The 25,591-nt window shown below is 42.6% G+C and carries 22 protein-coding genes; 9 read left to right on the top strand and 13 right to left on the bottom strand.

What is annotated here, in order from left to right:
• Positions 1 to 36 precede the first annotated feature (36 nt).
• Positions 37 to 1,944 (bottom strand): AMP-binding protein, encoded by a 1,908-nt coding sequence (locus VK179_03040; GenBank protein ID HLO57687.1) that lies wholly within the window; start codon positions 1,942 to 1,944, stop codon positions 37 to 39.
• A 44-nt stretch (positions 1,945 to 1,988) separates the two neighbouring features.
• Complete coding sequence (locus VK179_03035; GenBank protein ID HLO57686.1) at positions 1,989 to 2,390, bottom strand: response regulator; 402 nt, start codon at positions 2,388 to 2,390, stop codon at positions 1,989 to 1,991.
• A gap of 187 nt (positions 2,391 to 2,577) precedes the next feature.
• Here VK179_03035 and VK179_03030 point away from each other — a divergent pair, with 187 nt between their 5' ends.
• Both VK179_03030 and VK179_03025 read left to right on the top strand, forming a co-directional pair.
• Complete coding sequence (locus tag VK179_03030) at positions 2,578 to 3,783, top strand: aminotransferase class V-fold PLP-dependent enzyme (GenBank protein HLO57685.1); 1,206 nt, start codon at positions 2,578 to 2,580, stop codon at positions 3,781 to 3,783.
• A gap of 56 nt (positions 3,784 to 3,839) precedes the next feature.
• The gene (locus tag VK179_03025; protein HLO57684.1) at positions 3,840 to 4,421 is read left to right on the top strand and encodes a thioredoxin family protein; all 582 of its coding nucleotides are present in this window, start codon (positions 3,840 to 3,842) and stop codon (positions 4,419 to 4,421) included.
• Here VK179_03025 and VK179_03020 read toward each other — a convergent pair whose 3' ends face one another.
• Positions 4,422 to 5,420 carry a dihydroorotate dehydrogenase-like protein gene (locus VK179_03020; GenBank protein HLO57683.1) on the bottom strand — a complete coding sequence of 333 codons (999 nt, stop codon included), beginning with the start codon at positions 5,418 to 5,420 and terminating at the stop codon, positions 4,422 to 4,424.
• A gap of 139 nt (positions 5,421 to 5,559) precedes the next feature.
• Here VK179_03020 and VK179_03015 point away from each other — a divergent pair, with 139 nt between their 5' ends.
• Positions 5,560 to 5,997 carry an SPOR domain-containing protein gene (locus tag VK179_03015; GenBank protein HLO57682.1) on the top strand — a complete coding sequence of 146 codons (438 nt, stop codon included), beginning with the start codon at positions 5,560 to 5,562 and terminating at the stop codon, positions 5,995 to 5,997.
• 2 nt (positions 5,998 to 5,999) lie between these two features.
• Here the strand turns inward: VK179_03015 and VK179_03010 are convergent, their stop codons facing one another.
• Positions 6,000 to 7,202, bottom strand: a complete 1,203-nt coding sequence (locus VK179_03010) for a 6-phosphofructokinase (protein HLO57681.1) — start codon at positions 7,200 to 7,202, stop codon at positions 6,000 to 6,002.
• Between the two features lie 92 nt (positions 7,203 to 7,294).
• Positions 7,295 to 8,512 (bottom strand): 6-phosphofructokinase, encoded by a 1,218-nt coding sequence (locus tag VK179_03005; GenBank protein HLO57680.1) that lies wholly within the window; start codon positions 8,510 to 8,512, stop codon positions 7,295 to 7,297.
• A gap of 167 nt (positions 8,513 to 8,679) precedes the next feature.
• Here VK179_03005 and VK179_03000 point away from each other — a divergent pair, with 167 nt between their 5' ends.
• Together VK179_03000 and VK179_02995 are read left to right on the top strand one after the other, a co-directional pair.
• Complete coding sequence (locus VK179_03000; protein HLO57679.1) at positions 8,680 to 10,995, top strand: hypothetical protein; 2,316 nt, start codon at positions 8,680 to 8,682, stop codon at positions 10,993 to 10,995.
• A 45-nt stretch (positions 10,996 to 11,040) separates the two neighbouring features.
• Positions 11,041 to 12,378 carry an MFS transporter gene (locus VK179_02995; GenBank protein ID HLO57678.1) on the top strand — a complete coding sequence of 446 codons (1,338 nt, stop codon included), beginning with the start codon at positions 11,041 to 11,043 and terminating at the stop codon, positions 12,376 to 12,378.
• Positions 12,379 to 12,418: 40 nt separating this feature from the next.
• Here the strand turns inward: VK179_02995 and VK179_02990 are convergent, their stop codons facing one another.
• The 4 genes from VK179_02990 to VK179_02975 form a co-directional block, all read right to left on the bottom strand.
• On the bottom strand, positions 12,419 to 13,681 hold the full coding sequence (locus VK179_02990) for an adenylosuccinate synthase (protein ID HLO57677.1): 1,263 nt from the start codon (positions 13,679 to 13,681) through the stop codon (positions 12,419 to 12,421).
• Between the two features lie 46 nt (positions 13,682 to 13,727).
• Positions 13,728 to 14,195, bottom strand: coding sequence for a transcriptional repressor (locus tag VK179_02985; protein ID HLO57676.1), 468 nt, complete (start codon positions 14,193 to 14,195; stop codon positions 13,728 to 13,730).
• A gap of 80 nt (positions 14,196 to 14,275) precedes the next feature.
• Positions 14,276 to 16,507, bottom strand: a complete 2,232-nt coding sequence (locus tag VK179_02980) for a RelA/SpoT family protein (protein ID HLO57675.1) — start codon at positions 16,505 to 16,507, stop codon at positions 14,276 to 14,278.
• 69 nt (positions 16,508 to 16,576) lie between these two features.
• The gene (locus VK179_02975) at positions 16,577 to 18,082 is read right to left on the bottom strand and encodes a gliding motility-associated C-terminal domain-containing protein (GenBank protein ID HLO57674.1); all 1,506 of its coding nucleotides are present in this window, start codon (positions 18,080 to 18,082) and stop codon (positions 16,577 to 16,579) included.
• Between the two features lie 100 nt (positions 18,083 to 18,182).
• On the opposite strand from VK179_02975, the gene VK179_02970 reads away from it, so the two are divergent.
• Together VK179_02970 and VK179_02965 are read left to right on the top strand one after the other, a co-directional pair.
• Positions 18,183 to 18,896: a hypothetical protein gene (locus VK179_02970; protein HLO57673.1), complete on the top strand. Its 714-nt coding sequence runs from the start codon at positions 18,183 to 18,185 to the stop codon at positions 18,894 to 18,896.
• Positions 18,883 to 21,375, top strand: a complete 2,493-nt coding sequence (locus VK179_02965) for a glycoside hydrolase family 9 protein (GenBank protein HLO57672.1) — start codon at positions 18,883 to 18,885, stop codon at positions 21,373 to 21,375. The genes VK179_02970 and VK179_02965 overlap by 14 nt, the downstream gene beginning before the upstream one ends.
• 86 nt (positions 21,376 to 21,461) lie before the next feature.
• Here the strand turns inward: VK179_02965 and VK179_02960 are convergent, their stop codons facing one another.
• Positions 21,462 to 22,397, bottom strand: coding sequence for a polysaccharide deacetylase family protein (locus VK179_02960; GenBank protein ID HLO57671.1), 936 nt, complete (start codon positions 22,395 to 22,397; stop codon positions 21,462 to 21,464).
• 101 nt (positions 22,398 to 22,498) lie between these two features.
• Entirely contained in the window at positions 22,499 to 23,287 is a 789-nt protein-coding gene (locus tag VK179_02955) for an energy transducer TonB (GenBank protein HLO57670.1), read from the bottom strand.
• A 108-nt stretch (positions 23,288 to 23,395) separates the two neighbouring features.
• Here VK179_02955 and VK179_02950 point away from each other — a divergent pair, with 108 nt between their 5' ends.
• Complete coding sequence (locus tag VK179_02950; GenBank protein HLO57669.1) at positions 23,396 to 24,019, top strand: sigma-70 family RNA polymerase sigma factor; 624 nt, start codon at positions 23,396 to 23,398, stop codon at positions 24,017 to 24,019.
• Positions 24,000 to 24,353, top strand: a complete 354-nt coding sequence (locus tag VK179_02945; GenBank protein ID HLO57668.1) for a hypothetical protein — start codon at positions 24,000 to 24,002, stop codon at positions 24,351 to 24,353. Before VK179_02950 ends, VK179_02945 begins: the two co-directional genes overlap by 20 nt.
• Here the strand turns inward: VK179_02945 and VK179_02940 are convergent, their stop codons facing one another.
• Positions 24,354 to 24,569, bottom strand: coding sequence for a hypothetical protein (locus VK179_02940; protein ID HLO57667.1), 216 nt, complete (start codon positions 24,567 to 24,569; stop codon positions 24,354 to 24,356).
• 65 nt (positions 24,570 to 24,634) lie between these two features.
• Positions 24,635 to 25,573, bottom strand: coding sequence for a TIGR01212 family radical SAM protein (locus VK179_02935; GenBank protein ID HLO57666.1), 939 nt, complete (start codon positions 25,571 to 25,573; stop codon positions 24,635 to 24,637).
• Positions 25,574 to 25,591: the final 18 nt, after the last annotated feature.

The following is a 25,591-nucleotide window of genomic DNA, read 5'->3' as shown; positions in this document are numbered from 1 at the left end:
CCTGCAAATTTACCCCAAAAAGAAGTCAACTACAAATCACTTCAATATTGCCTTTACGGCATTCAGGTTTTGAAGGTTCACTATATTTTTTCCTTCGGGCGTATACATATAATTGAATCTTTCCCTAAAATGTTCATGGATTTTCGGTCTTACCGTTTTCAGCATGCTGTTCAGAAAATGATTATCCTCGGTAAAACCTTCTGAGATGATTGAAAAAGTCGAGGGTAGCCATCTCGAAGGAAACATATTGCCATGTTTACCGCCCGACTGGAACATGTCAATCTGACCCTTAATCAGTTTGACGATTTCAGTGAAGGTATTTTCATCTCCCGGTTTAAGATTCCTTTCGGCAATAAAACTTTTAAGCGCTGCCGCGTTGGGATAAATGAGTGCCGTAGTGTAAGCGTTCTGATTGTTATATAACAATACCTGGTCAATATATTTTGAATGGTAAACGAGTGACTCTTCAATATTCTCGGGGCTGTATTTTTCACCGTCATCACCGATCAGCAGGCTTTTAAAACGGCCCAGTACATAAAGGAAACCATCCTTGTCAATATGACCCCGGTCACCGGTATAAAGCCATCCGTCTCTTATGGCGTCAGCAGTGGCCTCAGGATTTTTCCAGTAGCCCACCATCACATTTTCACCCCTGATCACGATTTCGCCTTCCTCTCCTGCAGGTAAAGAGTTTCCCTTGTCGTCACAAATTTTGAGATCCATATATTTTACCAGGGTGCCTGATGAACCGAGTTTGTGTTTATCCGGATTATTGGAAGAAATCACCGGGGATGCTTCAGTCAGGCCATATCCCTGGTACATCGGAAACCCTAAGGCATAGAAAAACTTTTGAAGATCCATGTCCAGGATTGCTCCACCTCCTATAAAATATTCAAGCCGGCCTCCGAAAGCCTCCCTGACTTTACTGAAAAGTATTTTATCGAATAACACAACCAATGGCTTTAGCAGAAATCTCAGACCTTTCCCTTTATTCCATCCATTCCCGTTATATACATAAGCCATATTCATGGCTGTGTTGAACAGCTTTTCGGTTGTTTCTCCTTTATCCTTTATGGCTTTTTCAATGTTACTCCTGAAATTCTTTGCGATGGCAGGGACACTCATTAAAAAATAGGGCCTGTTTTCTTTTATATTAATGGGTATATTCCGAAGGGTTTCCATCGGAGTGTCCCCAGTCTGCAGCGATGCAGCGCTGGCACCGCACGACATAAGGGTATAGATTCCGCAAGTGTGCGCAAAAGCATGGTCCCATGGCAGGTACAGAAGGGTAGTCCAGTATTTGGGTATGACGAAAAGGCTTAATGACTGTTCAATGTTAGCCGTGTAATTCCGGTGACTTAAGATAATTCCTTTCGGATCAGCCGTGGTTCCGGAAGTATAACAGATATTGGCATAATCGCTTTCTTTAACAGACATCCATCTTTCATTGAATTTTTCAGGATCCGCGGCAAGTAATTCCTTTCCCCGGTTCATGATTTCGGAAAATGAAATTTCGTTTTTTTCGTAGGATGGCTGCTGATCAAGGAGAATCGCTTTTTCAACCTCAGGCAATGAATCCATTAAAGGCAGAACTTTTTTTGCCTGCGTTTTTGATACGATAACGAAACGGGTACCTGAATGCTGAAGCCTGAATTTTATTTCAGACGGTTCTGTAAGCTTCTGTGAGAGTGGCACATTAATGGCACCGGCGTAAAATATACCGAGCTCGGCAACAACCCAGTCGTTCCTGCCTTCAGCCAGGAGAGCAAGCCGGTCGCCCTTTTCAACACCCATGGCAACCAAACCGGCACCAAAATGGCATACTTTTTCGTGAACTTCTCTGAAAGTGGAACCGATATATTTATTATTCTTTTTTTCAAGGAGGAAAACACTGTCATTGTATTTTTTTACACAATCCTCAAACAGACTTATCAAAGTTTTCATGGTGCAGGTGTTTTACCTGCAATATAAAAAAAATATCAGATAAATTATTCTTTCGCAGCGTGAACAGGCGTCAGCAGATTTTCAATTTTATACAACAACTGGTCAAAACTGGCTGGTTTTGTTATATATTCGTCACAACCAGCTTCATAACACTTTTCACATTCATCTCCATAGGCATTGGCCGTATGAACGATGATGGGAAGATTCGGCCTGAATGATTTAATCTGCCTTATGGCTTCCAGTCCGTCGATAACCGGCAACTGAAGATCCATAAGTACGATGTCGATATGTTTGTATTGGTGACAAAAATCAATGGCTATCTGGCCATTGATAGCCCATAAAATGTTTATACCCGTTTTTCTGGATAACAGTAAATTCAGGTATTTATAGTTGATTTCGTCATCTTCAGCGATCAGTATGGTTTTGCTACTTAAGTCGGTTAACATTGTTTTGTTGTTTTGTTTTGAATGGATATACGACAGTTTGAGACGTGAGTAAAACTTACTTGATGAAAGGTGAAAACCGAATGGCTAATGTCTGATATCAGGGGATAAAAATTTATGCCTCTGCTATGGTAATAAATCATTGTTATAGCAGGCAGAAAGGAGTAATTTTTTTAAAAATAAGTTGGTTATGAAAAACACTTTTGATCCGGCAACGCGCATACAGGACATGCTTCAGTTTGATGAATTCGGAGGTGTAAATCCGGGTATTACCGATTCATCCACGTTTACTTTCATGGATCCTGAAACTATGACCGAAACCTTTCTGGGTCATACCGAAGGTTGCTTTCTTTATTCAAGGCACTGGAATCCCAGCAACAAATATCTGGCTGATGCGCTGGCCTCCATGGAAGACACCGAATCTGCATGGGTTACTTCTTCAGGAATGGCGGCAATTACCTGCTCGATCCTGCAATGTTGCAAAGCCGGAGATCATATCATTACAAGCGTTACAACCTATGGCGGTACATATGCCTTTCTGAAAAACTACCTGCCACGTTTTAACATACAGGTCACCTTTGTGGATATTACCAATCTCGACAGTGTGAGAAAGGCAATTCGTCCGAATACACGTCTGATTTATACTGAATCCATGACAAATCCGCTTTTGCAGATTTCAGACATTCCTTCTCTGGCGCAGATTGCCCATGACAGCAATGTACTTCTTATGGTTGATAATACATTCTGTCCGATGATGCTTACCCCGGCAAGGCTTGGTGCGGATATCACCGTGTACAGTATGACTAAATTCATAAACGGCAAAAACGATTGTGTTGCCGGGGCTATTTGCGGAAGCCGGGAGTTCATTGACAGCCTTTCAAATGTGAATGACGGAACTGCCATGTTGCTCGGACCGGTGCTTGATCCGATGCGCTCCTCATCTATCTGGAAAAACCTGCACACATTGCATGTAAGAATCAGGCAGCACGGGCACAATGCCATGTATGTGGCTACCGAAATGAAAAAGCTGGGTCTGAAGGTCGGATATCCCGGTTTACCGGGTCATCCTCAGTATAATTTGTTTAACAGCATGCTGAATAAGGGATATGGTTATGGCGGAATGGTTGTTCTTGAACTCGAGACATCCCATATTGCCAATGAACTCATGAAAAACCTCCAGCTCCAGGGCGTAGGATACCTTGCTGTGAGCCTTGGATACTTTAAAACGTTATTCAGTAACTCGGGTAAGAGCACTTCTTCCGAAGTTCCCGAAGAATTGCAGCGTGAGATGGGACTTTGTGAAGGCTTAATCCGGTTTTCAATCGGACTTGACAACAACATTGAACGGTCTTTTGAGAAAATAAAATCATGTATGTCTGATCTCAGGATCATTTAGATGCTTCATAAACATTTGGATACAAAAAATTGTTATACCGTGAAATTTTTAAAATTATGAGTTTCACACTGCAACTTGGACAGACTGCTCCCGATTTCAGGTTAAAGGGTACTGACGGGAAATTATATGAACTTAAACACTTCAGTACTTATAAATACCTTGTGGTTTTCTTCACATGCAATCATTGTCCCTATGTGTTGGGTTCCGATGAGATTACACGGCAGACCGCAGAAAAATTCAATCCGCAGGGCGTCGGATTTGTAGCCATTAATTCAAACAGTGCCAACACATACCGCGAGGATGATTTTGATCATATGATCCGGCGTATGCAGCAATACCGGTTTCCCTGGGCATATCTGCATGACGAGAGCCAGGAAACGGCAATTCAATACGGTGCTTTGAGGACTCCTCACTTTTTTGTATTTGACCAGGAAAGAAAACTGGTCTACACAGGCAGGGCACTCGATAATCCGCGTGACGCAGCACAATCAACGGTGAATGACCTTGACCGTGTTCTAACCGAACTCACAAGTGGCAGTGAAATCAGTGTAAAACTCACCAATCCCATAGGATGCACTATTAAATGGGAAGGAAAAGACAAGCACTGGATGCCTGAGGAAGCCAGGGACCTTGTATAATCAGGAATTCCTGAATCCCCTAAAATACTTCATGAACTGAACTCTTTCAAAAGCTGCGGGATTCGTTGTTTTCGACTGGCTCATAGTTCCCCTGAAGCTTTCGACCGAACTGAATGATTTCGAGTTCATCCAGTTTTCAAGTTCGTCCAGCATGATCTGAACCTGGTTGTACCCGTTTATATATACGGTAGATGCAATTTCAACGGCATTTGCGCCTGCAAGCATCACTTTTATGAGTGAGGAACCGTCGTGTACACCGGTGGATGCAGCCAGGTTGCATCCCATTCTACCCGAGAGAATTCCTACCCAACGCAGTGACATATAAAAATCGCTGGGGCTGCTCAGAACACCGCCTGATGTAAATTCCATGTTTTCGATATCAATGTCGGGATTATAGAACCGGTTGAATAATACAAGTCCTTTGATACCGGAGAACGAAACTTTTTGCAGGAAAGCGGCGAGGTTTGAAAAATAATAACTCAGTTTAACAATAATTGGTATGCTGACCTGTTTCTTAACCTGCTCAATGATATTAAAGTACACTCTTTCGTTATCTTCGGGCCGACGGTTAAAATCGCTGGGTAGAACAAAAATATTCAGTTCAATGGCATCGGCTCCGGCTTGTTGAATCTGAAGAGGAAAATAAGTCCATTGCGATGCGGTAATGCAATTGATACTTGCAATGACTGGAATACTGACTGCCTGTTTTGCACGACGTATCTGGTCAAGGTAAGTGACTGTAGCTTCGGCGGGCGATTCAAGCTGCTCATAATAATCAACTGTCTCAGGATACAAAAATCCTTCAGAACTCATCCGCTGCATACTGGCATTTAATTCCTTCAGGATTTCCTCTTCGAAAAGCGATTTAAGGACAATGGCTGCAGCACCTGATTTTTCAAGTTCAACAATGTTTTCGACAGAATCGGATAAACCTGAACTGCCAATTATAATGGGATTTTTAAGTTTAATACCGGCAAAAACAGTGGATAGATCAGTCATATGCAACTTTTTATAAATTATTTAGTATACAGTATCAGTAAATTTAGAAAACTTCGGCGGAATAACATAACAACAAACTTATTTTGGTAAATTTGTTTATAATGTATTGAATACCATTGTTACATCCAATAATTACATCATGAAAAACCTGGCTTACGTTCTGATTTTAACAGTGCTGTTTTGCAGCGGATGCAAATATTTCAGGAAGTCGTCTCCCAAACCCGTTCAAATTGTTTCTTCGGATTCCGATTCAATAGCCCAAACTTACGATTCAACAGCTAATTATGCGCCGGGAAGCACCCAGGCAGCAACTCCTGTTGAGCAATCCATTCAGACGTCTTCTGCCGTTACAGGCAGGTATTATATGATAGTGGGCTGTTTTAAAGTGAGTGCCAATGCTGATAACTATGCCCAGAAACTTAAAGGAATGGGTTATGAAGCTGAGATTCTTCCCGGTCCCGGTGAATTCCGTATGGTATCGGCAAGATCATATGATAATTATCGTGAAAGTGTTGCTGCCATTGATAAATTCCGTACAGACCTTCAGCCTGAGGCTTGGGTTTACAGGCAAAAATAAATTCAGGCCATTATAAATAAAGGCTGGAATTCAAAGCTTTTATAATGCGGGCGGTATCGTTCCACATTATAATACCTTTTAATGTCAATCACTTTGTTTGTGCTTGTAACCACATCAATAGGCGCATTATCATAGCGGCCGTTCCGTAAAACAACAAGCCGTCCGTGAATACCCTTTAAAATAAGGTCGAGTGCAAGGTTTCCATATGCCATAGGAACGATAGAATCAATGGCATCCGGATCTCCGCCTCTGACAAGGTACCCCAGTTGCTGATAAATTGTATTCACCTTCTTTCCACCGCAATGAGAAGGTGAAAGTTCCCTTATTTTTTCTGACACAAGTTCTCCGATTCCACCGCTCAGGCTGTGTCCGTATACATCCTGGGAAGAAACAGACAAATGTGAAGTCTCATTGATCCCGTTCATTTTGGCTCCTTCAGATACCAGTACAACCGAATAATGGCTTGGGTTTTTTTCACGGTCCTCAATTAAAAGCTTCGTCAATAAATCAGGATCGAACCGGTGTTCAGGGATCACGCAACGGTTTGCAGCTCCTGCCATTGTAGGCAGCATAGCCGTAAAACCCGCATACCGGCCAAATACTTCAATAACCAGTATCCTTTCATGTGAACCCGCTGATGTACGAAGCGTGTTACACATCTGGATGGTGCGTGTGACACACGTGCTGAAACCGATGCAATAATCGGTTCCCGGAACATCATTATCCATTGTTTTCGGGATAGCAACTACCTTAACTCCTTCGGAATACAATCTGACACCATAACTGAGCGTATCATCACCGCCAATGGGAATAAGGTACTCCACATTGAGATATTCAAGGTTTTTAATTACCTCTTCTGTGAGATCATTCATCTCGTTGTTGTACCTGGCCTGGTAGTGTGGGGGAACCATGGCTTTGGGTACATGGCTGGGACGGGTACGCGATGTATGAAGAAAAGTACCGCCCGTTCTCCCGGCCTTATTCACTATTTCTTCAGTAAGCACCATGTATTTTTCGCTGTTATCTGCCTTCTTGTCCCGAACGAGCTCCATGATTCCGGCCCATCCTCTGCGCAGGCCGATCACCTGGTACCCTTCCCTCAATGCTCTTATTGTAATTGCACGTATGGCCGGGTTAAGGCCCGGAACATCTCCGCCACCTGTAAGAATGGCTATCGAACCTTTCTTTTTAGCTGAAGCAGTCATGAAAAATGCTTTACGGATTTATGAATTTCATATACATAAAGATATGTAAATTTAAACAAAAAGCAGGGTTTGAGGCCCTGCTTTTATTTGAACTACCAGTTCAGAATCTTTTTGAAGTTATATTCTTCGGGATCGGGCAGATATTTTTTCGCTGCCTTATAGTCATTCTGAGTGATGTAATGCAGGTTGTTTTCAAAAACAAGCTTTACTTTTTCAGAATTCATGTTAACCAGTCGCGGTTTTACTTTCCCATTCTCATCTTCTACATCTTTCATGTAAAGCGGAAGGATATCGCCTGCAGGTGTCTGGGTTACCATACAGCCGGAAACACCGTCCTGGAATAACTTCATAACACCGGTTCCCAGGATGGTTGCATAACTCAGGTCGAATGCAATCGGCCTTACACAGCGCAGCTCATAGCCGATTTCGTTCGGACGGCTTTTCACTGAAATGTTCAGTTTTTTAAGCTTCCGCTGAACAAGCATATTGAAGATATGAGCCTTACTTACATTGCCCAGCTCAGGATGGCCATGGTCATCATAGGTGAAATTGATACCTGTGCCTTCAATTTCCTCGTCGCTCATGAAATGAAAAACACCTTCGCTGACAATTGCAACACCGTATTCAATTCCCAGGATCTTTCTCTTGATCATCGAAGAAATGATCATCTTGGTGATGGCATCGAAAGTGATCTTGGTTTTATTGAACATTTCAGGAATCACAATCATCGGGTAATGACAGGCAGTGCCGATACCGAAGGCAAGGTGGCCTGCCTCACGGCCCATAGCTGAAACTACAAACCAGTTGCCGCTTGTGCGGGCATCTTCATATAAAGTGGTACCAATTCTTACACCTTCTTCTTTTGCTGTATGATATCCGAAAGTAGGGGTGCCTTCAGGAAGCGGAAGGTCATTGTCGATTGTCTTCGGAACGTGGATGTTCGACATCTTAACCTTATTGTTTGCCAGGAACTTGCTTATCCGGTTGGCTGTTGAAGCAGTATCATCACCACCGATGGTCACAAGCAATTTCACATTATTCTTTGTAAAGAAATCGGTTTTAAACTCGTCATCTTTGGGTTTATAGCGGCTCATCTTCAGTGCTGAACCCCCGCGACTGTATATACTGTCGGCAAAGGCGAAATCGAGATGCTCAAAATTCGGAGAATCGGTGAACAGGGTTTTATATCCCTCATGAATTCCCAGTACATCATAACCTGCATTGAGAAACACTTTTGCAACTGATCCGATTACCGTGTTGATTCCGGGTGCCGGACCACCTGCACATAAAATAGCAACTGATTCTTTCATATGATATTAATGCTTAAATATTTAAGTTTAAAAAGACATTAAAAGGTTTGCAAAGATGTAAATATATTTTAGAAAAGTAAACAAATATCGACTTAAATGCTGTATTTTCCTGTCGTGTTTCTGCCATTCCCTCAACTGATTTCCTGATAAATGATAATTGTAAACCTATGAATAAATTAGCTTTTTTACCCGTCGCTCTTTGCTTTTTTTTCCACTTTTCTGTAAAAGCCTCTCAATTGGTCAGTGTGAGCATTGTGAACAAGGATTTCCTGTGTGTTAAATTTATAGATGGCGAAGTTAAATTTGTTGATGATGGTAAAGGTGAAGGCGCCTTTGAAACTATTAATGATCCACAGAACAACATTCTGATCACTTATGGTGTGCCGCTAAATCTTGCTGCGTGCAGTGATTCCGCCAACTGGAAAATCACATCATCGGATGACAATGAGTATGGTGAAGGGGGATTAAATGCTCTTTCCTGTTTCCGGAAATCAAAGCCTAACGGGCTGGCCCAATTTGAATGGAATAAAACGGATTTTCACTACGAAGTCACAATGGAACATACCATTTATATCCGGTTGCCACGGCCGCTTCAGGATCATAAAACTTATACACTCCATATAAACCCGGCTACGAACACCCATCTTTCATCAGAGACATTTACATTTGATGTTTTCAACCTGACCTCCGAAGCAATTCATGTGAATCTTGCCGGGTATACAGCGGGCAGTGAAATTAAAGCCTGCGATTTGTATCAATGGCTTGGTGATGGTGGCTCATGTGATTTTTCCGCATATGAAAACAACAAAGTATGGCTTTACAATACAGGTACAAAAAAGAAATTTGAAGCCGGTCATGTGACTTTTTGGAAAAAAGCTGCAATTGAACAGGGATATTATGATCAAACGGCAGCTGATGTGTGGAATGCGGATGTTACAGGTAACTTTGAACCGGGGAATTACAGGATAGTGGTTGACGGAGTAGGGTGCAGCCAGGAGTTCAGAATAAATCCCGATGTCTATTTTGAACCTTTCCGTATTTCAACTCTTGGTTTTTTTTACATGCGGATCGGGCAGGACAGCACACCCAAGATCAGGCCCATTCCCCGGCGGCCGCTTTACATCCCCGGCAAATCACCTGAAAATACAAGCGTTTATATCACTTCCATGAACCCTTATCATCCGGAATGGAGAACATTTTCAAGAGGCGACGTGTGGGACAGACCAGAAGACTGGGCACGCTATACGGTAAGTGATAAGATGAACCGGGTTGTACACGGCGGGCATTCCGATGCGCTGGACTGGGACCGTCACCTCGGACATGTTTCAATCATTTATGATATGCTGTTACCTTACATCCTTACAAAAGGCAAGCTTTCTGATGACAACCTCGGAATTGCGGAAAGCGGTAACGGAATTCCTGACTTGCTTGATGAAGCCTGCAATGAAGTGGACTTCTGGCTCATGTTAAGGGACGGAAAGGGATACAGTCATGGCATAAGCTGTCTGGATAAACAAAACCGTTTTTACCAGGCTGCAAATACCGCTATGGCCGCTTGGGCCAATGCAGCCAACAGTTCGATGCTGGCAGTGGCTTTCAAAAACGCCGGTTTAAACCGGCTGATGCAGCAATACAGGGATTCGGCACTGAACGCCTACAGTTATGCCATGAAGTTGCCCGATAAAATGCTTGACAAATCACAGAATGTAGGAGATATCGATATAACAGGCATGGAGCTTCGCCTGCTGGCCGATGCATGCCTCTACACTGTTACAGGAGACAGATCGTTTGAAAATGATCTGAACAACAACTCGCGGATCAAATCGGATGAAGCGGAGATTCTTGGCAAACATATGAACGAATTATGGTCAACCGCAGTTTACCTGGTGACCGATCAGAAAATCCATTTTCCGAAATTGTATGGCTTTATGAAAAGCTCGGTTATTCGAGAAGCGGAAAAAGCCGAAGCAGGTTATATATCAATCAGGCCTTCCAGGCGAGCCACCGATGAAGCCACAGGTCATTTCAAAACTGAACAAAACGTGGACAGAACGATGATCGCTCATGCCATCACCGATAACATGCAACAGAAACAGGAATTTGAAAAGGCATTGTATCTTGAAGCTGACTGGGGCCTTGGAAGAAATCCCCTGAATATGATCCAGATGACAACGGCCACAACTGCTTTTGAAGGGAAAAGATCTGTTGAGAATGCCTACACATCCGGTCGTGACGATGGCACACCTGGTATGCACCCGGGTCACACACCCTATCTGAACACAAACGACTGGGGAAAAGGAATGGTGATGCACATGCCGAGCTGGCTGACATCAAAATGCTACCCTGACTATGCCAAATGGCCTAAATCAGAAGGTTATTTCAACACCCGCTATGTGTGGTCTCATTCCGAATTCACCCCACAGCAAACCATGCGCGGAAAGATGGCTTTATACGGGTATCTGTATGGATTGAGTAAAAGATAATCCAATAAATCTGTTATATTTGATGCCTCAATTATTTTTGATACAATGTATTTACGCGACAAAACATGGTTTCGCTGGAGCATGCTGCTTCTGGTGAGTTTATTAATGGCTTCCAATTACTATTTCTATGATGCGCTGACTCCCATAAAACACCTTCTTACAGAAAAGCTTGGTTTTAGTTCAACTGATTACGGACTTGTTCAGGGCTTTTATGCCTTTCCGAACACATTCCTGCTAATGGCTATACTGGGTGGAATAATCCTTGACCGTATCGGAATAAGAATTACAGGAACCGTATTCGCTATTTTTATGCTTATTGGCGCGTGGCTTACACTGTATGGAGCTTCAAATTATTACAATAACGGCGGTCCCGGTTATGCACTCATGTCATCTTTTCTTACTTCAGTTTCACCTTCCGTTAAGATGATGGCTCTCGGAATGCTGTTCTTCGGACTTGGCGCAGAAACCAGCATAGTTGTATTCAATAAAATTATTGTGAAGTGGTTTAAAGGCCGTGAAATAGCCCTGGCTTTTGCTGTAAACCTTAGCATTGCCCGTTTTGGCACAGCGTTGGCCATTAAGCTCGGACCCCGTTTTAAAGAAATCGACTGGCTGATGCCCATTTGGTTTGGTGTTTTGCTGTTGTCTATTACCTTCCTGACTTTCCTGATATACCTGTTTAATGACTACAGGCTCGACAAACAAATAAAGGATGCCAATCCGAAAATGGATCCGACTGAAGAATTTAAAATATCTGATGTTACCGGTATTTTGAAAATCAGGTCATTCATATTTATAACACTGCTTTGCATTACTTTTTACGCTGCCTTTTTCCCTTTCCTTAAATATGCACCGGATTTCTTCCTTAATAAATACGGAGTTTCTGAGAGGACAAGCGGCGATATTACATTCTGGCTACCGATGGGAACCGTACTGTTCACACCCATCTTTGGTGCATTGGTTGATAAGAAAGGAAGGGCTGCAAGCCTGATGATCCTCGGATCGCTGATCCTTATCGGGGCACATCTTACATTTGCCTTCACTCACACAAATCCTTATTTCCTGTGTGCATTGCTGGGTATAGCCTTCTCACTGGTTCCCGCTGCCATGTGGCCAAGTGTTGCCCGGATTGTCGAGGAAAAGAAGCTTGGAACTGCCTATGGAATTATGTTCAGTACACAAAATCTGGGGTTGTTTGCTATTCCTATCCTGGCCGGTTATGTGCTTGATGTCACGAATAAGGGAAATACGGGCCCGCTCAACTATACGTATGCTATGATCCTTTTCTCAAGCCTTGGATTTATAGCCCTGTTCTTTGCCTTCATGTTGAAGAAAGACGACAAGACTTCGGGATACGGGTTGGAATTGCCGGTGAAGAAATAATCCAACCTGACAGGTCCTTCGGACGATGTCAGGTGTTCGTCTACCTGAATATAATCTGTTTCCTGTCCGGTCCCAGTGAAATAATGGTTACCGGAACACCGGTTTCTTTTTCAATAAACTTAATGTAATCCTGAAGGTTTTCCGGAATGTCCCTGTCATTCTCAACCTGTGATAAATCCTGGCTCCAGCCTTTGAATTCAACATATTCTGCTGAATCAACATCATAAAGATCGTCCGGCAGTTTCTCGGTGATATGTCCTTTGCATTTATAACCCGTGCATACCTTTATCACATCAAAGCCGGAAAGAACATCGGCCTTAGTCATATAAAGCTCGGTTACGCCATTGATCATTATGGAGTATTTAAGAGCTACGAGATCAAGCCAACCACAACGGCGCGGCCTGCCTGTAGTTGCGCCATATTCATGCCCTTTCTCACGTATGAGATTTCCTGTTTCGTCATTTAATTCGGTAGGGAAAGGACCGCTGCCAACGCGTGTGCAATACGCTTTGAATACTCCGAAAACATCACCAATGCGGTTGGGGGCAATACCAAGTCCTGTGCAGGCACCTGCACTTATTGTATTGGATGAAGTGACAAACGGGTATGATCCGAAATCAATATCGAGCATGGTTCCCTGTGCACCTTCTGCAAGCACCTTCTTGCCTGATGCCAGCAGGTGGTTGATCTCATATTCGGAATTTATGATCCTGTATTTACGGATTTCCTCAATTCCTTCAAACCAGGCATCCTCCTGTTCTTCAATGTTGTATGTATAATTATACAGCCTGAGCAAATCAATGTGTTTCTGCTTCAGTGCATTATATTTTTTCCGGAAATCATCACTCAGAATATCACCTACACGGAGTCCGTTCCTTCCTGTTTTATCCATATAGGTAGGACCGATTCCCTTAAGCGTGCTGCCGATTTTCGTCAATCCTTTTGCTGCTTCTGAAGCGGCATCCAATATGCGGTGTGAAGGCAGGATCAGGTGGGCTTTCTTTGAAATAAGCAGTTTCGGAACCAGGTTCACACCCAGTTTATAAATGGCATCCGTTTCCTTCTTAAAAATGACAGGATCCATCACCACACCATTTCCAATTATATTAACCTGGTTTTCATGAAAAATACCAGATGGTATCGTGTGCAGAACGTGTTTGATCTGGTTGAATTCAAGAGTATGCCCTGCGTTAGGGCCACCCTGGAAACGGGTTATAACATCGTACTTAGGAGTAAGTACATCCACAATCTTTCCTTTGCCTTCGTCGCCCCACTGAAGGCCTAATAAAACGTCTGCTTTCATGCTGTCAAAGGGAATTAAAAAACGATTCCGAAGGTAGTGATTTTTTTTAATCTGAATTTTTACTCCGTTTCTCGGAAACGTCTTTTTTTCTTCCGTAAATATACAGTGAATGATGCGATGGTATAAATCCGTTCAGTTCACAGGCAGTGTTAATGATCTCCTGCATCCTGGGATCACAGAATTCAATCACTTTTCCGTTATCCATGTCGATCAGATGATCATGTTGCATGCACTGGTAAGCCTTTTCAAACTGTGCAATATTCTTTCCGAACTGGTGCTTGATTACAAGGTTACAGTCGAGCAGCAATTCAATCGTATTGTATAGTGTGGCACGACTTACCCGGTAGTTCTTGTTCTTCATAAACAAATACAGGGTCTCAATATCAAAATGTCCTTCCCTCGAATAAATTTCATCAAGGATAGCATAACGTTCCGGAGTCTTCCGGTGACCTTTTTTTTCAAGATAATTAATGAAGATCTTTTTAACAGTCTCTTTTGTTTCTGTGGAAACCATATTCCCAATGATATTTTAAGAAGCTAAATTAATTAAAATATCAATCAGGCATCTTATTATTTAGAATTATTTTAAATTGATCAGGTAAGTGCCTCAACCCGTTTTACAGCATTTACGCCTTTGATTTTGTTCAGACTCATCAACAGGTTGTTAAGGTCTTTGGCGTCATGAACGTAAATGTCGATAGTTCCGTCCCATACGCCGTCATGACTTGAAAGATTGATCGTACGGATATTTACATTCAGTTCCTTGCTGATTACGGTTGTAATGTCATTATAAATACCGAAGCGGTCAATGCCGTTCATTGCAATTTTAACGAGAAAGGACAACAGTTTATGGGTTGTCCATTTAACCGGAACCAGTAAATCACCGTGGCTTGAAAGAAGTTTTATTGCTGTGGAACACTTGGCCTGGTGAATGGTGATATTGTTGTCATCCACATCATTTTTAAAACCTATCACATTATCACCCGGAATGGGATTACAGCATTTTGCAACCGAATAATCAGCTGTTGCACTGTAGATATTTTCCCTGAGTAAAACCGGTTTCTGCCTGTGATGCGGATGGGCCTGCACTTTTTTAGGAAGCTTGTTCTCTGATTTGCCTAATTGGAGGCTCCAGTAATTAACCCACTTATTTTTTGTATTCTGCTTTAATACCTGTTCCAGGTCATCAAGCTGAATAATTCCGGTTCCTATTTTACTGTAAAGCTCATCCTTGCTTGTAATTTCATAGGCCAGCAGCATTTTCTGAAGTATTCGTGCATTGGGCCTGAGCTTCACTTCCATTAACTTATCTTCAAGGATTCTTTTACCCTTTTCAATCCTTCCTTTATTTTCAGATTTCAGTGCATCCTTAATGGCGGCCTTTGCTTTCAGCGTAATTACATGATCAAGCCATTCGAGCCTGGGTCTGTAAGTATCGGAAGTGATGATTTCAACCTGGTCGCCGCTTTTAAGAATATAGGATAGGGGCACGAGCCTGTGATTCACCTTGGCTCCGATTGCTTTATGACCTATCTCACTGTGAATTTCATATGCGAAGTCCAAAACAGTACTGTTAACGGGCAATGTGCGGGTATCTCCTTTGGGAGTGAAAATAAAAATCTCTGAAGCAAACAAATTCAGCTTAAAATCATCAAGAAATTCAAGCGCATCTGAATTCGGGTTGGCCAGCATATCTCTGATCCGCTTCAGCCATTTGTCAAGTTCACTTTCCTGGGAGTTTTCGGTTTTATATTTCCAGTGAGCGGCAAACCCGCGTTCAGCAATATCATCCATACGCCTTGACCGGATTTGAACTTCCATCCAGTTTCCTTTCGGACCCATAACGGTGGCATGGAGCGCTTCATAACCGTTTGCCTTTGGTGTGCTTACCCAATCCCTGATGCGCTCAGGTTTTGGCATGTAAATATCGGTGATCATGGAATAGATATTCCAGCACTGAGTCTTTTCAGGAATATTGTGAAGAGGGTCAAAAACAATACGAATGGCCATCAGGTCATAAACCTCTTCAAAAGGGATGTTCTTGCTTTGCATTTTATGCCATATGGAATAAATCGACTTATAACGGCCGCTTATTTCATACGATATTCCGTTTTTTTCAAGCTGTTCCTTAATAGGCCGGGCAAATTCTTCAATAAATACCTGGTGGCTTTTTTCCTGGTTTCTGATTTTTTCCGAAAGTTCCTGGAATATTTTCGGATACCTGTATTTCAGGCTAAGATCCTCAAGTTCATTTTTAATTGAATAGAATCCCATCCTGTGGGCAAGGGGAGCATACAGGTAAAGAGTTTCTGCCGATATTTTCATTTGCTTGGCAACCGGCAGCGAGCCGAGTGTCCGCATATTATGCAACCTGTCGGCAAGCTTAATGAGAATCACCCGCACATCCTCCGAAAGCGTAAGAAGGAGCTTCCTGAAATTTTCTGCCTGAAGGGTTGAATTCTTATCGAAAACTCCGGAAATTTTAGTTAACCCTTCAACTATGGAAGCAATTTTTGATCCGAAATGATCTTCGATTTCTTCAAGAGAATACTCTGTGTCCTCAACAACGTCATGCAACAATGCAGCTACAATCGATTTTACACCCAGTCCCATTTCCTGGGTAACAATTTTGGCAACGGCTATGGGATGCAATATATAGGGTTCGCCAGATACACGCTGAGCTCCGTTGTGTGCCGTGTATGCCATTTTAAAAGCTTTGCGGATAAGTGCCTTATCACTGCGTTTATTGCAGCGGACACAGCTTTCAAGCAGTTCGTTAAACTCCCTTTTAATCTGAATTTCTTCTGATGATAAAGTGGAACTCATGTACACAGTTGTAGGATCACAAAATTAGCAAAAAAATCAAGCTTTTTGTAATGTTGTGATTATGCCTGATTAGCGGTACAGAACCGTTACTTTCCCGTTCAACTCAGTGATTTCGGATGTGTAACTGAAAACCTTCAGATAATAAAGGTAAACCCCTTCAGGTACGTAATTTCCGTTTGCCCGTCCATCCCAGGGTCCCGTTCCTTCCCATATTTTCAATCCTAACCTGTTATAAATGGTCATTTCATAATGTTCCGGTAAAAATGAAAATACAGGTGCGAACTCCTGGTTTAACTGTTCCTGGTCATTCGGAATAAACGCGTTAGGCATTCTGATTTCTGGTGTGACTGAAAAACATACCTTGTTCGATATACTGTGTCCCTTTATTCCCAGCGAATTCATATTTTCGGTGGCTTCCACACTATAACAAATCAGTCCTTCAGCCGGATCTGTGTAATTTATCAGACTACCAACATCATCACTCAGAAATGTATTGCCACCGGTATATACTATAACTGTGTCCGGGTTAGTGCGTCCTATTGTCCGGGTAACCCTGTAGGCTTCAACTCCGCCACTCCAGTCGCGATACTCATTCCATTCCAGCGATGAGAGCATATTGATGAATGATCCTTTGAGTATGATATTATTCGCCCGGTTTGATTCAATGGCAGCCACGCCACAATCATTGATGATCTGAATTTTATAGTATTGTACATTGGAAGTAAACCGAACATCATCCGTGTACCCGAACTGAGCATCTGCTGTATTGATCGTGCCTATCTTTGAATAATTTCCGTCGAAAGTGCTGCTGCGCAACAAATCGTAATTTGTCATGCCTGTTGGTCCCTGAACCGAGAAGGATAATTGGATTGAATTACCGGGACTGATCGTGGCATAATCCGCATTTACAGCAACCGGCATATCAGGCATACGCGTTTCTACAACTCTTCGGTTTGAAGTGGATGTTCTTCCGTCGTTGTTCACTGCTTCAACAAACAGATCATACGTAACATTTGGCAAAAGATTGCGAAGCTCAAGGGTATTTGTTCCTCCAGGGATTGTACTGATCAGCTCGTACATTCCGGGAGACATATACCTGTATATGTTATATTGTGCGATAGAGCCTCTCCAGCTATTGTAATCGTTCCAGGCCAGCGATATCATGGATTGACAGGTATCATAGGTGGTTTTTAAAAAAATGGTACTGTCAATGTTGCTCCAGTCTCCGTCATATCCGTCGCCTCCATCATCCTGTGCACCGACAATTAATAATCCCACAGATTGAAATAACGGAAGATCATATGTGAGTACAGCCATTGTGTCATATATTCTTGTCATTAAAACTGTGGAGGCTCCATTTTCACGTATTTCTTCAACTTTGTAATAATCAATTACGGGGCCTTTTCCGGGTGGAATCCATCTAAGTATTATGAATCCCGTTTCAGGATCTATGCTCACTGAATACAATACCGGCGCTTCAGGCTGGGCAACAATTTGTGCCTGCAGCTGCAAAGCAGTTGAAACCATCAGCCAGATAATAATTGTTGCCGTGAATCTCATCAGGATTTTTATCATCTCAAACGATTAACCATATGACTATATTGCTGTTCAAAGTTAAAGTATGCAATAAATAAAACAACGAATTCTTCTTATTTTTGAAGTGAAAGGGCCAGAAATGACTGTAAAGGAAAAATTTAAAACACTTGCATGGCTTACGGTTTTCAGCATCGCCATGGGTTACTTCGAAAGCGCTGTGGTGGTTTATCTCAGGGAGATCTATTACCCGTCGGGATTCCGTTTTCCAATGGTATCCATGCCGGGCAGTATTGCAATAACCGAAATCCTGAGAGAAGCATGCACAATGATCATGCTTTTCACCATAGCATGGCTGTCAGGGAACACATTTATAAAAAGAATTGCCTGGTTTATCTATTGCTTTGCAATCTGGGATATATTTTATTATGTGTTTCTTAAACTTCTTGTTAACTGGCCTGAATCATTGCTAACATGGGATATACTTTTCCTGATACCGATGGTATGGACGGGTCCTGTCCTTACTCCTGTCATTGCGTCAATTACTATGATCCTAATGGCACTGCTGATTATTTTTACAGATCTTTTAAGACCTTCACTAAAGAGCTATTGGCTTGTCTTCGGAGGTGCCTTCATTATGTTTCTTTCGTTTGTCTGGGATTTTGGCTCTTATATGACAAGGAATTATTCGTTTTCATCCTTATTGAAATATGATATAAACCAGCAGGCACTTCAATCTTACGTTCCCTCAAAATTTAACTGGATATTGTTTGTTATCGGCGAGGTGATCATACTATCAGCCCTGATTCTCGAGTACAATCGTTCTAAAAACATCTCTGCTCATGAGAAAATTTAGTGCTTCCTTATTACTGATATTTTTGTTGTGTACCGTTATTCGGGCACAGACATGGATAAGAGTTAATCAGCTTGGTTATCTCCCGAAAGATATTAAGGAAGCCGTGCTGGTGAGCAAGGATATTATTCAACCCGTAAATTTTGAAATCCATGAGGCGTTAAGCGGAAAACTTGTGTATTCTTCCGATAAAATCAGATCTTATGGAAAATACGGATCGTTCAGTAGTAGTTTCCGTCTTGATTTTAGCGATTTTACAAAGCAGGGTTCCGTTTATATCAGGGCAGGTAACTGTGTTTCTCCCGTGTTCAATATTTCAGATCATGTCTATGACGGCACCGCAGATTTTATTCTGAACTATATGCGCCAGCAGCGATGCGGGTATAATCCTTTCCTGCATGATTCATGTCATACCCATGATGGCTATGTAATATACAACCCGCAAAAGGATTCAGCACATATTGACGTTACCGGAGGATGGCATGATGCTACGGATTACCTTCAATATACAGCCACATCGGCCAATGCGGTATACCAGATGCTGCTGGCTTACCGGCAGAATCCGGATGCCTTTGGCGACCGGTTTAAGGCGAACGGTGAGCCGGGTGCCGACCATGTGCCCGATATCATCAACGAGATTTTATGGGGAATGCAATGGCTTGTTAAAATGAATCCCGACAGCGGTGAAATGTATAACCAGGTTGCGGATGACAGGGACCACCAGGGATTCAGACTGCCCAATGAAGACAGGGCAAGCTATGGAAAAGGACTCGAAAGGCCTGTGTATTTGTGTACGGGACAGGTTCAGGGTATTTTTGATTATAAGAACCGGGCAACGGGTATAGCTTCCACAGCAGGTAAGTTTGCTTCTGCATTTGCCACCGGCGCCATAGTTTTAGAGAAATTTGATCCGGAACTGGCTTCCTTGCTAAAAAAGAAAGCAATTCAGGCATGGGAATACGGCAAGTCAAATCCTGGTGCCTGTCAGACTGCACCATGTGTTTCTCCTTATTTCTATGAGGAAGACAACTGGGTTGATGATATGGAACTGGCTGGGGCAGCATTATTTGAATTGACTCATGAACGACGCTATCTTGATGATGCGGTAAAGTATGGCCGGCAGGAAGCAATTACACCGTGGATGGGTGCTGACACTGCAAGGCATTACCAATGGTATCCCTTTTTAAATGTGGGTCACTGGGTTATCGGAAAATCAGCGGATGAATCATATTCTGAAGAATTCAAAAACAACTGGAAAGCAGGAATAGAAAGGGTATATGAAAAAGCAGTGAAAAATCCGTTTTTAAATGGCATCCCGGGTATATGGTGCTCAAACAACCTGACTGTTGCCATGATCACCCAATGTCACTTGTATGCCGGAATATCCGGCGACAGTACATATGTGAGAATGGAAGCTGCGTTGCGCGACTGGCTGTTCGGTTGCAATCCCTGGGGAACAAGCATGGTTGTCGGGTTGCCTGGTTATGGCGACACTCCCTCAGATCCCCATTCATCCCTTTCAGTACTTAAAGGATATAAGCTTGACGGCGGTTTGGTTGACGGGCCGGTATACACTTCGATTTTCAGGAATCTGAAGGGCCTGGCAATGGTCCATCCTGATGAATACAATGAATTTCAATCAACCCTGAGAGTCTACCACGACGATTATGCGGATTACTCCACCAATGAACCTACAATGGACGGAACTGCCGATTTCACATATTACTTATCAGCCAAAGAACAGGAGGCTCATTCCGCCGATAGTTCAAAATCCTCGTTCGAAAAGAGTTTTGGAGCTATTACAAGGGGAGACCAGAACAAGAAACAGATAGCGCTTGTTTTTACAGGTCATGACCAGGCTGAGGGACTTAAGACAGTTCTCAGAACCCTTAATAAACAACAGGTTAAAGCATCATTTTTCCTCACCGGCGATTTTTACAGGAACAAAGCTTTCTCTTCTGATATTAAAATTATGAAGGCAAAGGGACACTACCTTGGCGGTCATTCGAACAAGCACCTTCTGTATTGCGACTGGACCAACAGGGATTCCCTGCTTGTGAATAAATCTGCATTTGTTAAGGACCTGCAGGCAAATTACAATGCTATGTCAGCATTCGGAATTGATCCTTCCCATACATCGCTGTTTCTGCCTCCCTATGAATGGTATAATGATTCAATAGCTGAATGGTGCAACCAGTATGGACTTACACTGATCAATTTTACGCCGGGCACATCATCGAACCAGGACTGGACCTATCCCGACAAGGATATAAACTACATTTCATCCGATTCCATCTATGCAAGGATCCTCCGCAAGGAACAAACCGATGCCAATGGCCTCAATGGCTTTATACTTCTTTCTCATTTCGGAACTGACAAACGCCGCAAGGATAAATTCTATAACCGTCTCGATCAACTAATCACCGATCTGAAGGGCAGGGGATACCGCTTTGTTATTGTCCGGGAACTATTAAATAAGTAGAACCATTCTGTTATGTGAGGCAGTCTCTCGTCTGCGCCTCTGCGAGAAACAAAACGCCGCAGGCGTAAAATACTATATTCTTATTACTATTTTTCCGGATACAACGCTTTCTGAATTTGCCTCCAAGTCATAAGAACAACTTGGTTGTCTTTTAACAGTTGCTTAAACTCCGGGCTGTTTACCAGGTTAAGATCTTTCTGGCGCCAAGCTGAACCATAAGCCTCCTGTCCGATCGCCACCGCTTTCATTTCATCGTTATCGTACGACAGGTGGACAACAATTTCATTTAAACCGGGCTTGAGCGATTTTACAATATCGGTATACATTTTCATCCAGTCGCCGTTCACTGCATTTCCATCAAGCATGAAAAAATTATCAACGCCAACCATATCCGGTGTGACTTCGCTTTTCAGGAAAGGAGCAACCGGACCCAGCAGGTTAAAAGGAAGGGAGATTGGAAGTCCGTATTCCTTCGCAACCTTTACAGCTATTCTGAAAATAACAGGGTTCACATACATGCTTCCCATATGGCTGTCGAGATGACTTGGCTTCACGCCCATTGCAATCGCCCTGTCGATCTGGGCGCGCAGCTCCTTTTCAACCTGTTCCGGTCTGGCAAACAGGGCAACTTGTTCTACTGTCGGAAACAAATAACCGTCTTTGTCAAGCAGATTCGGGATTTCAGTTGAAGGCAATACGCCCCCTGTCCTGTAATACTTCCATTCAGAATTCAATGTAAAATGAATTCCGATATCGAGAGAATTATGTTCCCTGAAATATGCTGCAAATTCAGGAAACCAGGGACAGGGCACCATAACAGCGCCCGATGTGATACTTTGATTCTCAAAAGCGTTGATTACAGCCATGTTGGTTGAATGCGACAGCCCGATATCATCGGCGTGTATAATGAGAAGCTTAGTGTCGGCCGGGTAACCCAGTAATTCAGTTACACTGCGGTGTTGCTGGCTGAACAAACTGATTCCGGCAAATAATAATGACAGGAGAAGGCCTGATTTTTTCATGATGAAAAGTGTTTGTTATTTCAAAAATACAAAAAAAGACCCGGTTTGAGCCGGGTCCCAGAAGTGAATAATTGGGGAAAAACGCAGCCCTTGCTGCAGTGTTATAATAATTTAAAGAATACCGGAATGGTGAATCGCTGTTTAACCGGTCTTCCGCCTTGTTTGGCAGGGGTCCACACCGGAGAACTTTCAATAACCCTGATTGTTTCATTGTCAAGACCTGGGAAGAGACTTCTCAGAAGTTTTATATCAACAACCTTTCCTTTCGAATTAACACAAAACTCAATAATAACTTTACCACTTATCGAAGCCTCTACTGCTTCCTGGGGATATTGAACATTTTGAAGAACCCATTTGCTGAATTCGTTCAGGTCACCACCCATAAACGTTGCCGGTTCCTGGGGAAAAAGTTCCACAGTTTCAACAGGTTCTTCAATCCCGTCATTCCCTGGATTGGGATTTACAGGAATTTCAATATCAGGAGGGGGATTAAATGTGGCCTTATCAATGGTTTCAGTCGTAAATTCAAAGTCGGGATCTTCTATTTTTTCAACTACATCAGGAATTGAATAGACTACTGTTTTTTCCATATTCTCAATTGGAGGAGGTTCGGGTGGCTTGGGAATATCAGGTTGTTTATCGTCAATATTGGCTATCTCAACAGGAGTATTGTGCTCCAGTCCTTTAAGAAATTCTGATGGATTTTTGAGCTGATTGATAAAAGGAATTGCAACAGCGGTGGATACTCCTGTCAGCGATACAAGAAAAGCAAAAACGAGGCTTTTTCTCTTTTTCAGGTTCATGTCGTAAGCCCCGTAGGACTTGTTCCGGCCTTCGAAGACTATGTCCTCGAGGGTTTCCGGCTTTCTGTTGTCGGGTTGTGTTTTCATAATTGCGGTTGTTAGTGAAATAATTGAGTTTGTTTTCAATTAATAGATGCCTTGTTGAAATAAATTCCATAAATCAGCCCGATTTTTTCTTTTTGCAATTAAATTTGAATGATTTGCCATTTTCTCATGTTTCTTAAACTTAAAAAACGGTCTGCTTCCCCGTCCTGGGAGCAAATGACGGATGAGCAACTGGTTTCCGCCTACCTTGATGACGGAAATAAAGAACTCATAGCTATTCTTTTTGACAGGTATACTCACCTTGTATATGGTATCTGTCTGAACTACCTTCAGGGCTCTGACCAGTGCAAAGATGCGGTTATGGAAATTTTTGAAAGCCTGTTCCATAAACTCACCGTTCATAGGGTTACGAATTTCAGAAACTGGTTATACACAGTGGCCCGTAATCATTGCCTTATGAATATCCGTAAAACCGGGTCATTTGAGCGGGCTAAAACGGGATTACATGCCGGAGGTGATGATATCGAATTTCCTGAATACGGTTCCGAAGAGGACGAACTTGAATATAGCAAGTCGATTATTCTATCTGCAGTTGACCAGCTCAACAATGAACAGGCCACCTGTATCAGGCTGATGTACCTGGATGATAAGAGCTACCGGGATATCTCGGGTATTACAGGCTTTACAATGAATGAGGTGAAAAGCCATATACAAAACGGCAAGAGGAATCTGAAAAACTATTTACTCAAACAGGATGGAAACGCGGAAATATAGAGGACTTTTCAATCCAGGCGGATGTCTTAATTCCCAAACCTTCAGCAGGTACCTGGAGAACTCGCTGCGTCCTGCCGAAAAAGCAAAGGTGGAAGATCACCTTCGCCATTGCCTCATTTGTTCCGAGGCGCTTGAAGGCTACAAGAGACATCCACGGACCGGCATTATTCAGAATGATCTTGATTTTCTTTCTGTGAAAATAAAGAGAAGGTATTCAGGAAGAAGTTCGCATAAATCAGTTATGCCTATGTACATCCTGATTTCCCTTTTTGTATTCCTTATAATAATTCTGATAATATATTATATGATCAGGTATATGCTGATTAATACCTGATTAAAAAAGGCTTTTGCTTTTGCTTCGGTGTGACTTGCTGTTATTCGTTTTTCTTTTACCGGGTTCCTTGTATCTTGAATTGCGCGACATTTCCGATTTCTTAGGCATCATGAAATTACGCCGTTCTTCTACATCTTTAGCGGAACTGCAAGCTATTACCGAAGATACCAAAATGAGTACAGCAAGGCTTCCTGTAACGAATTTTCTGTATTTCATAGCCAGTTTGTTTAATGTTTGCCCGAAATGTATACGTTGATCGGGCACCTGATGTTCCTGGCCTATTATTTAAAATATATTCCCTGCCATGTATCCCTTGCTTCCAGTAGTTTTTCAAATTCTGCAAGAATCTGGTCATACCTGGGCCCCCATGGCCTTATGACAGCATAACGGGGAGGAGTTTCACCTGCAATTCTTTCAATTACAATCCGGGGGTTGAACTTTTCAATATAATCAGCTATAAAGCTGAGATACTCTTCCTGGCTGAAAAAATTGAATTCCTGCGGATGATCTATATACTCCTGTTCCATCCGTGTCCCCCTGAAAACCTGCAACTGGTGAAATTTAATGCTGGTTAATGGTAAAGAAGACAGGATCGGGGCACTTGCCATCATATCTTCATGACTTTCACCCGGCAAACCGAAAATAATATGACCACCCGCATGCAAGCCTCTTTCAGCAGTCATTTCTATGGCTTTAACTGCTTCTTCAAATGTATGGCATCGGTTAACCCGATTCAGGGTGCTGTCATATACCGATTCGATACCGTATTCAATTATGATATGATAGCGTTCAGCAAGCCTGGCCAGGTAATCCAGCTTTTCACCATCCACGCAATCCGGGCGGGTTCCGATCACAAGTCCTATGACACCATTGGTTTGTAAGGCTTCCTCATACAGCGATGCCATTTTTTCCAAAGAACCGTGTGTGTTTGAATAAGCCTGGAAATAAGCCAGGTAATGGATCGCACGTTTGTATCGTGTTTCATGAAATGTAATTCCTTCATCAAGTTGTTGTTTTACACTCTTCTGATTGTCACAATAGGATGGATTAAAGGCATCGTTCAGGCAAAAGGTGCAGCCTCCTGTTCCACGGGTTCCATCACGGTTGGGACATGTAAATCCGGCATCAACGGTAAGTTTCTGAACCCGACCGCCGAATGTCCGTTTCATATAATCAGAATAGGCATTAAACCGCCTGTTATTACCCCATAAATATTCCATAATGCTGCGAAATTCGCA

It is taken from the genome of Bacteroidales bacterium, assembly GCA_035299085.1.
Classification (GTDB): domain Bacteria; phylum Bacteroidota; class Bacteroidia; order Bacteroidales; family UBA10428; genus UBA5072.
This window is presented reverse-complemented; position numbering and strand designations above follow the sequence as displayed.

Bases quoted from the DNA above. Each gene is read 5' to 3' on its own strand.
- VK179_03040 (HLO57687.1), bottom strand. From the start codon at position 1,944: ATGAAAACTTTGATAAGTCTGTTTGAGGATTGTGTAAAAAAATACAAT.
- VK179_03035 (HLO57686.1), bottom strand. From the start codon at position 2,390: ATGTTAACCGACTTAAGTAGCAAAACCATACTGATCGCTGAAGATGAC.
- VK179_03030 (HLO57685.1), top strand. From the start codon at position 2,578: ATGAAAAACACTTTTGATCCGGCAACGCGCATACAGGACATGCTTCAG.
- VK179_03025 (HLO57684.1), top strand. From the start codon at position 3,840: ATGAGTTTCACACTGCAACTTGGACAGACTGCTCCCGATTTCAGGTTA.
- VK179_03020 (HLO57683.1), bottom strand. From the start codon at position 5,420: ATGACTGATCTATCCACTGTTTTTGCCGGTATTAAACTTAAAAATCCC.
- VK179_03015 (HLO57682.1), top strand. From the start codon at position 5,560: ATGAAAAACCTGGCTTACGTTCTGATTTTAACAGTGCTGTTTTGCAGC.
- VK179_03010 (HLO57681.1), bottom strand. From the start codon at position 7,202: ATGACTGCTTCAGCTAAAAAGAAAGGTTCGATAGCCATTCTTACAGGT.
- VK179_03005 (HLO57680.1), bottom strand. From the start codon at position 8,512: ATGAAAGAATCAGTTGCTATTTTATGTGCAGGTGGTCCGGCACCCGGA.
- VK179_03000 (HLO57679.1), top strand. From the start codon at position 8,680: ATGAATAAATTAGCTTTTTTACCCGTCGCTCTTTGCTTTTTTTTCCAC.
- VK179_02995 (HLO57678.1), top strand. From the start codon at position 11,041: ATGTATTTACGCGACAAAACATGGTTTCGCTGGAGCATGCTGCTTCTG.
- VK179_02990 (HLO57677.1), bottom strand. From the start codon at position 13,681: ATGAAAGCAGACGTTTTATTAGGCCTTCAGTGGGGCGACGAAGGCAAA.
- VK179_02985 (HLO57676.1), bottom strand. From the start codon at position 14,195: ATGGTTTCCACAGAAACAAAAGAGACTGTTAAAAAGATCTTCATTAAT.
- VK179_02980 (HLO57675.1), bottom strand. From the start codon at position 16,507: ATGAGTTCCACTTTATCATCAGAAGAAATTCAGATTAAAAGGGAGTTT.
- VK179_02975 (HLO57674.1), bottom strand. From the start codon at position 18,082: ATGATAAAAATCCTGATGAGATTCACGGCAACAATTATTATCTGGCTG.
- VK179_02970 (HLO57673.1), top strand. From the start codon at position 18,183: ATGACTGTAAAGGAAAAATTTAAAACACTTGCATGGCTTACGGTTTTC.
- VK179_02965 (HLO57672.1), top strand. From the start codon at position 18,883: ATGAGAAAATTTAGTGCTTCCTTATTACTGATATTTTTGTTGTGTACC.
- VK179_02960 (HLO57671.1), bottom strand. From the start codon at position 22,397: ATGAAAAAATCAGGCCTTCTCCTGTCATTATTATTTGCCGGAATCAGT.
- VK179_02955 (HLO57670.1), bottom strand. From the start codon at position 23,287: ATGAAAACACAACCCGACAACAGAAAGCCGGAAACCCTCGAGGACATA.
- VK179_02950 (HLO57669.1), top strand. From the start codon at position 23,396: ATGATTTGCCATTTTCTCATGTTTCTTAAACTTAAAAAACGGTCTGCT.
- VK179_02945 (HLO57668.1), top strand. From the start codon at position 24,000: ATGGAAACGCGGAAATATAGAGGACTTTTCAATCCAGGCGGATGTCTT.
- VK179_02940 (HLO57667.1), bottom strand. From the start codon at position 24,569: ATGAAATACAGAAAATTCGTTACAGGAAGCCTTGCTGTACTCATTTTG.
- VK179_02935 (HLO57666.1), bottom strand. From the start codon at position 25,573: ATGGAATATTTATGGGGTAATAACAGGCGGTTTAATGCCTATTCTGAT.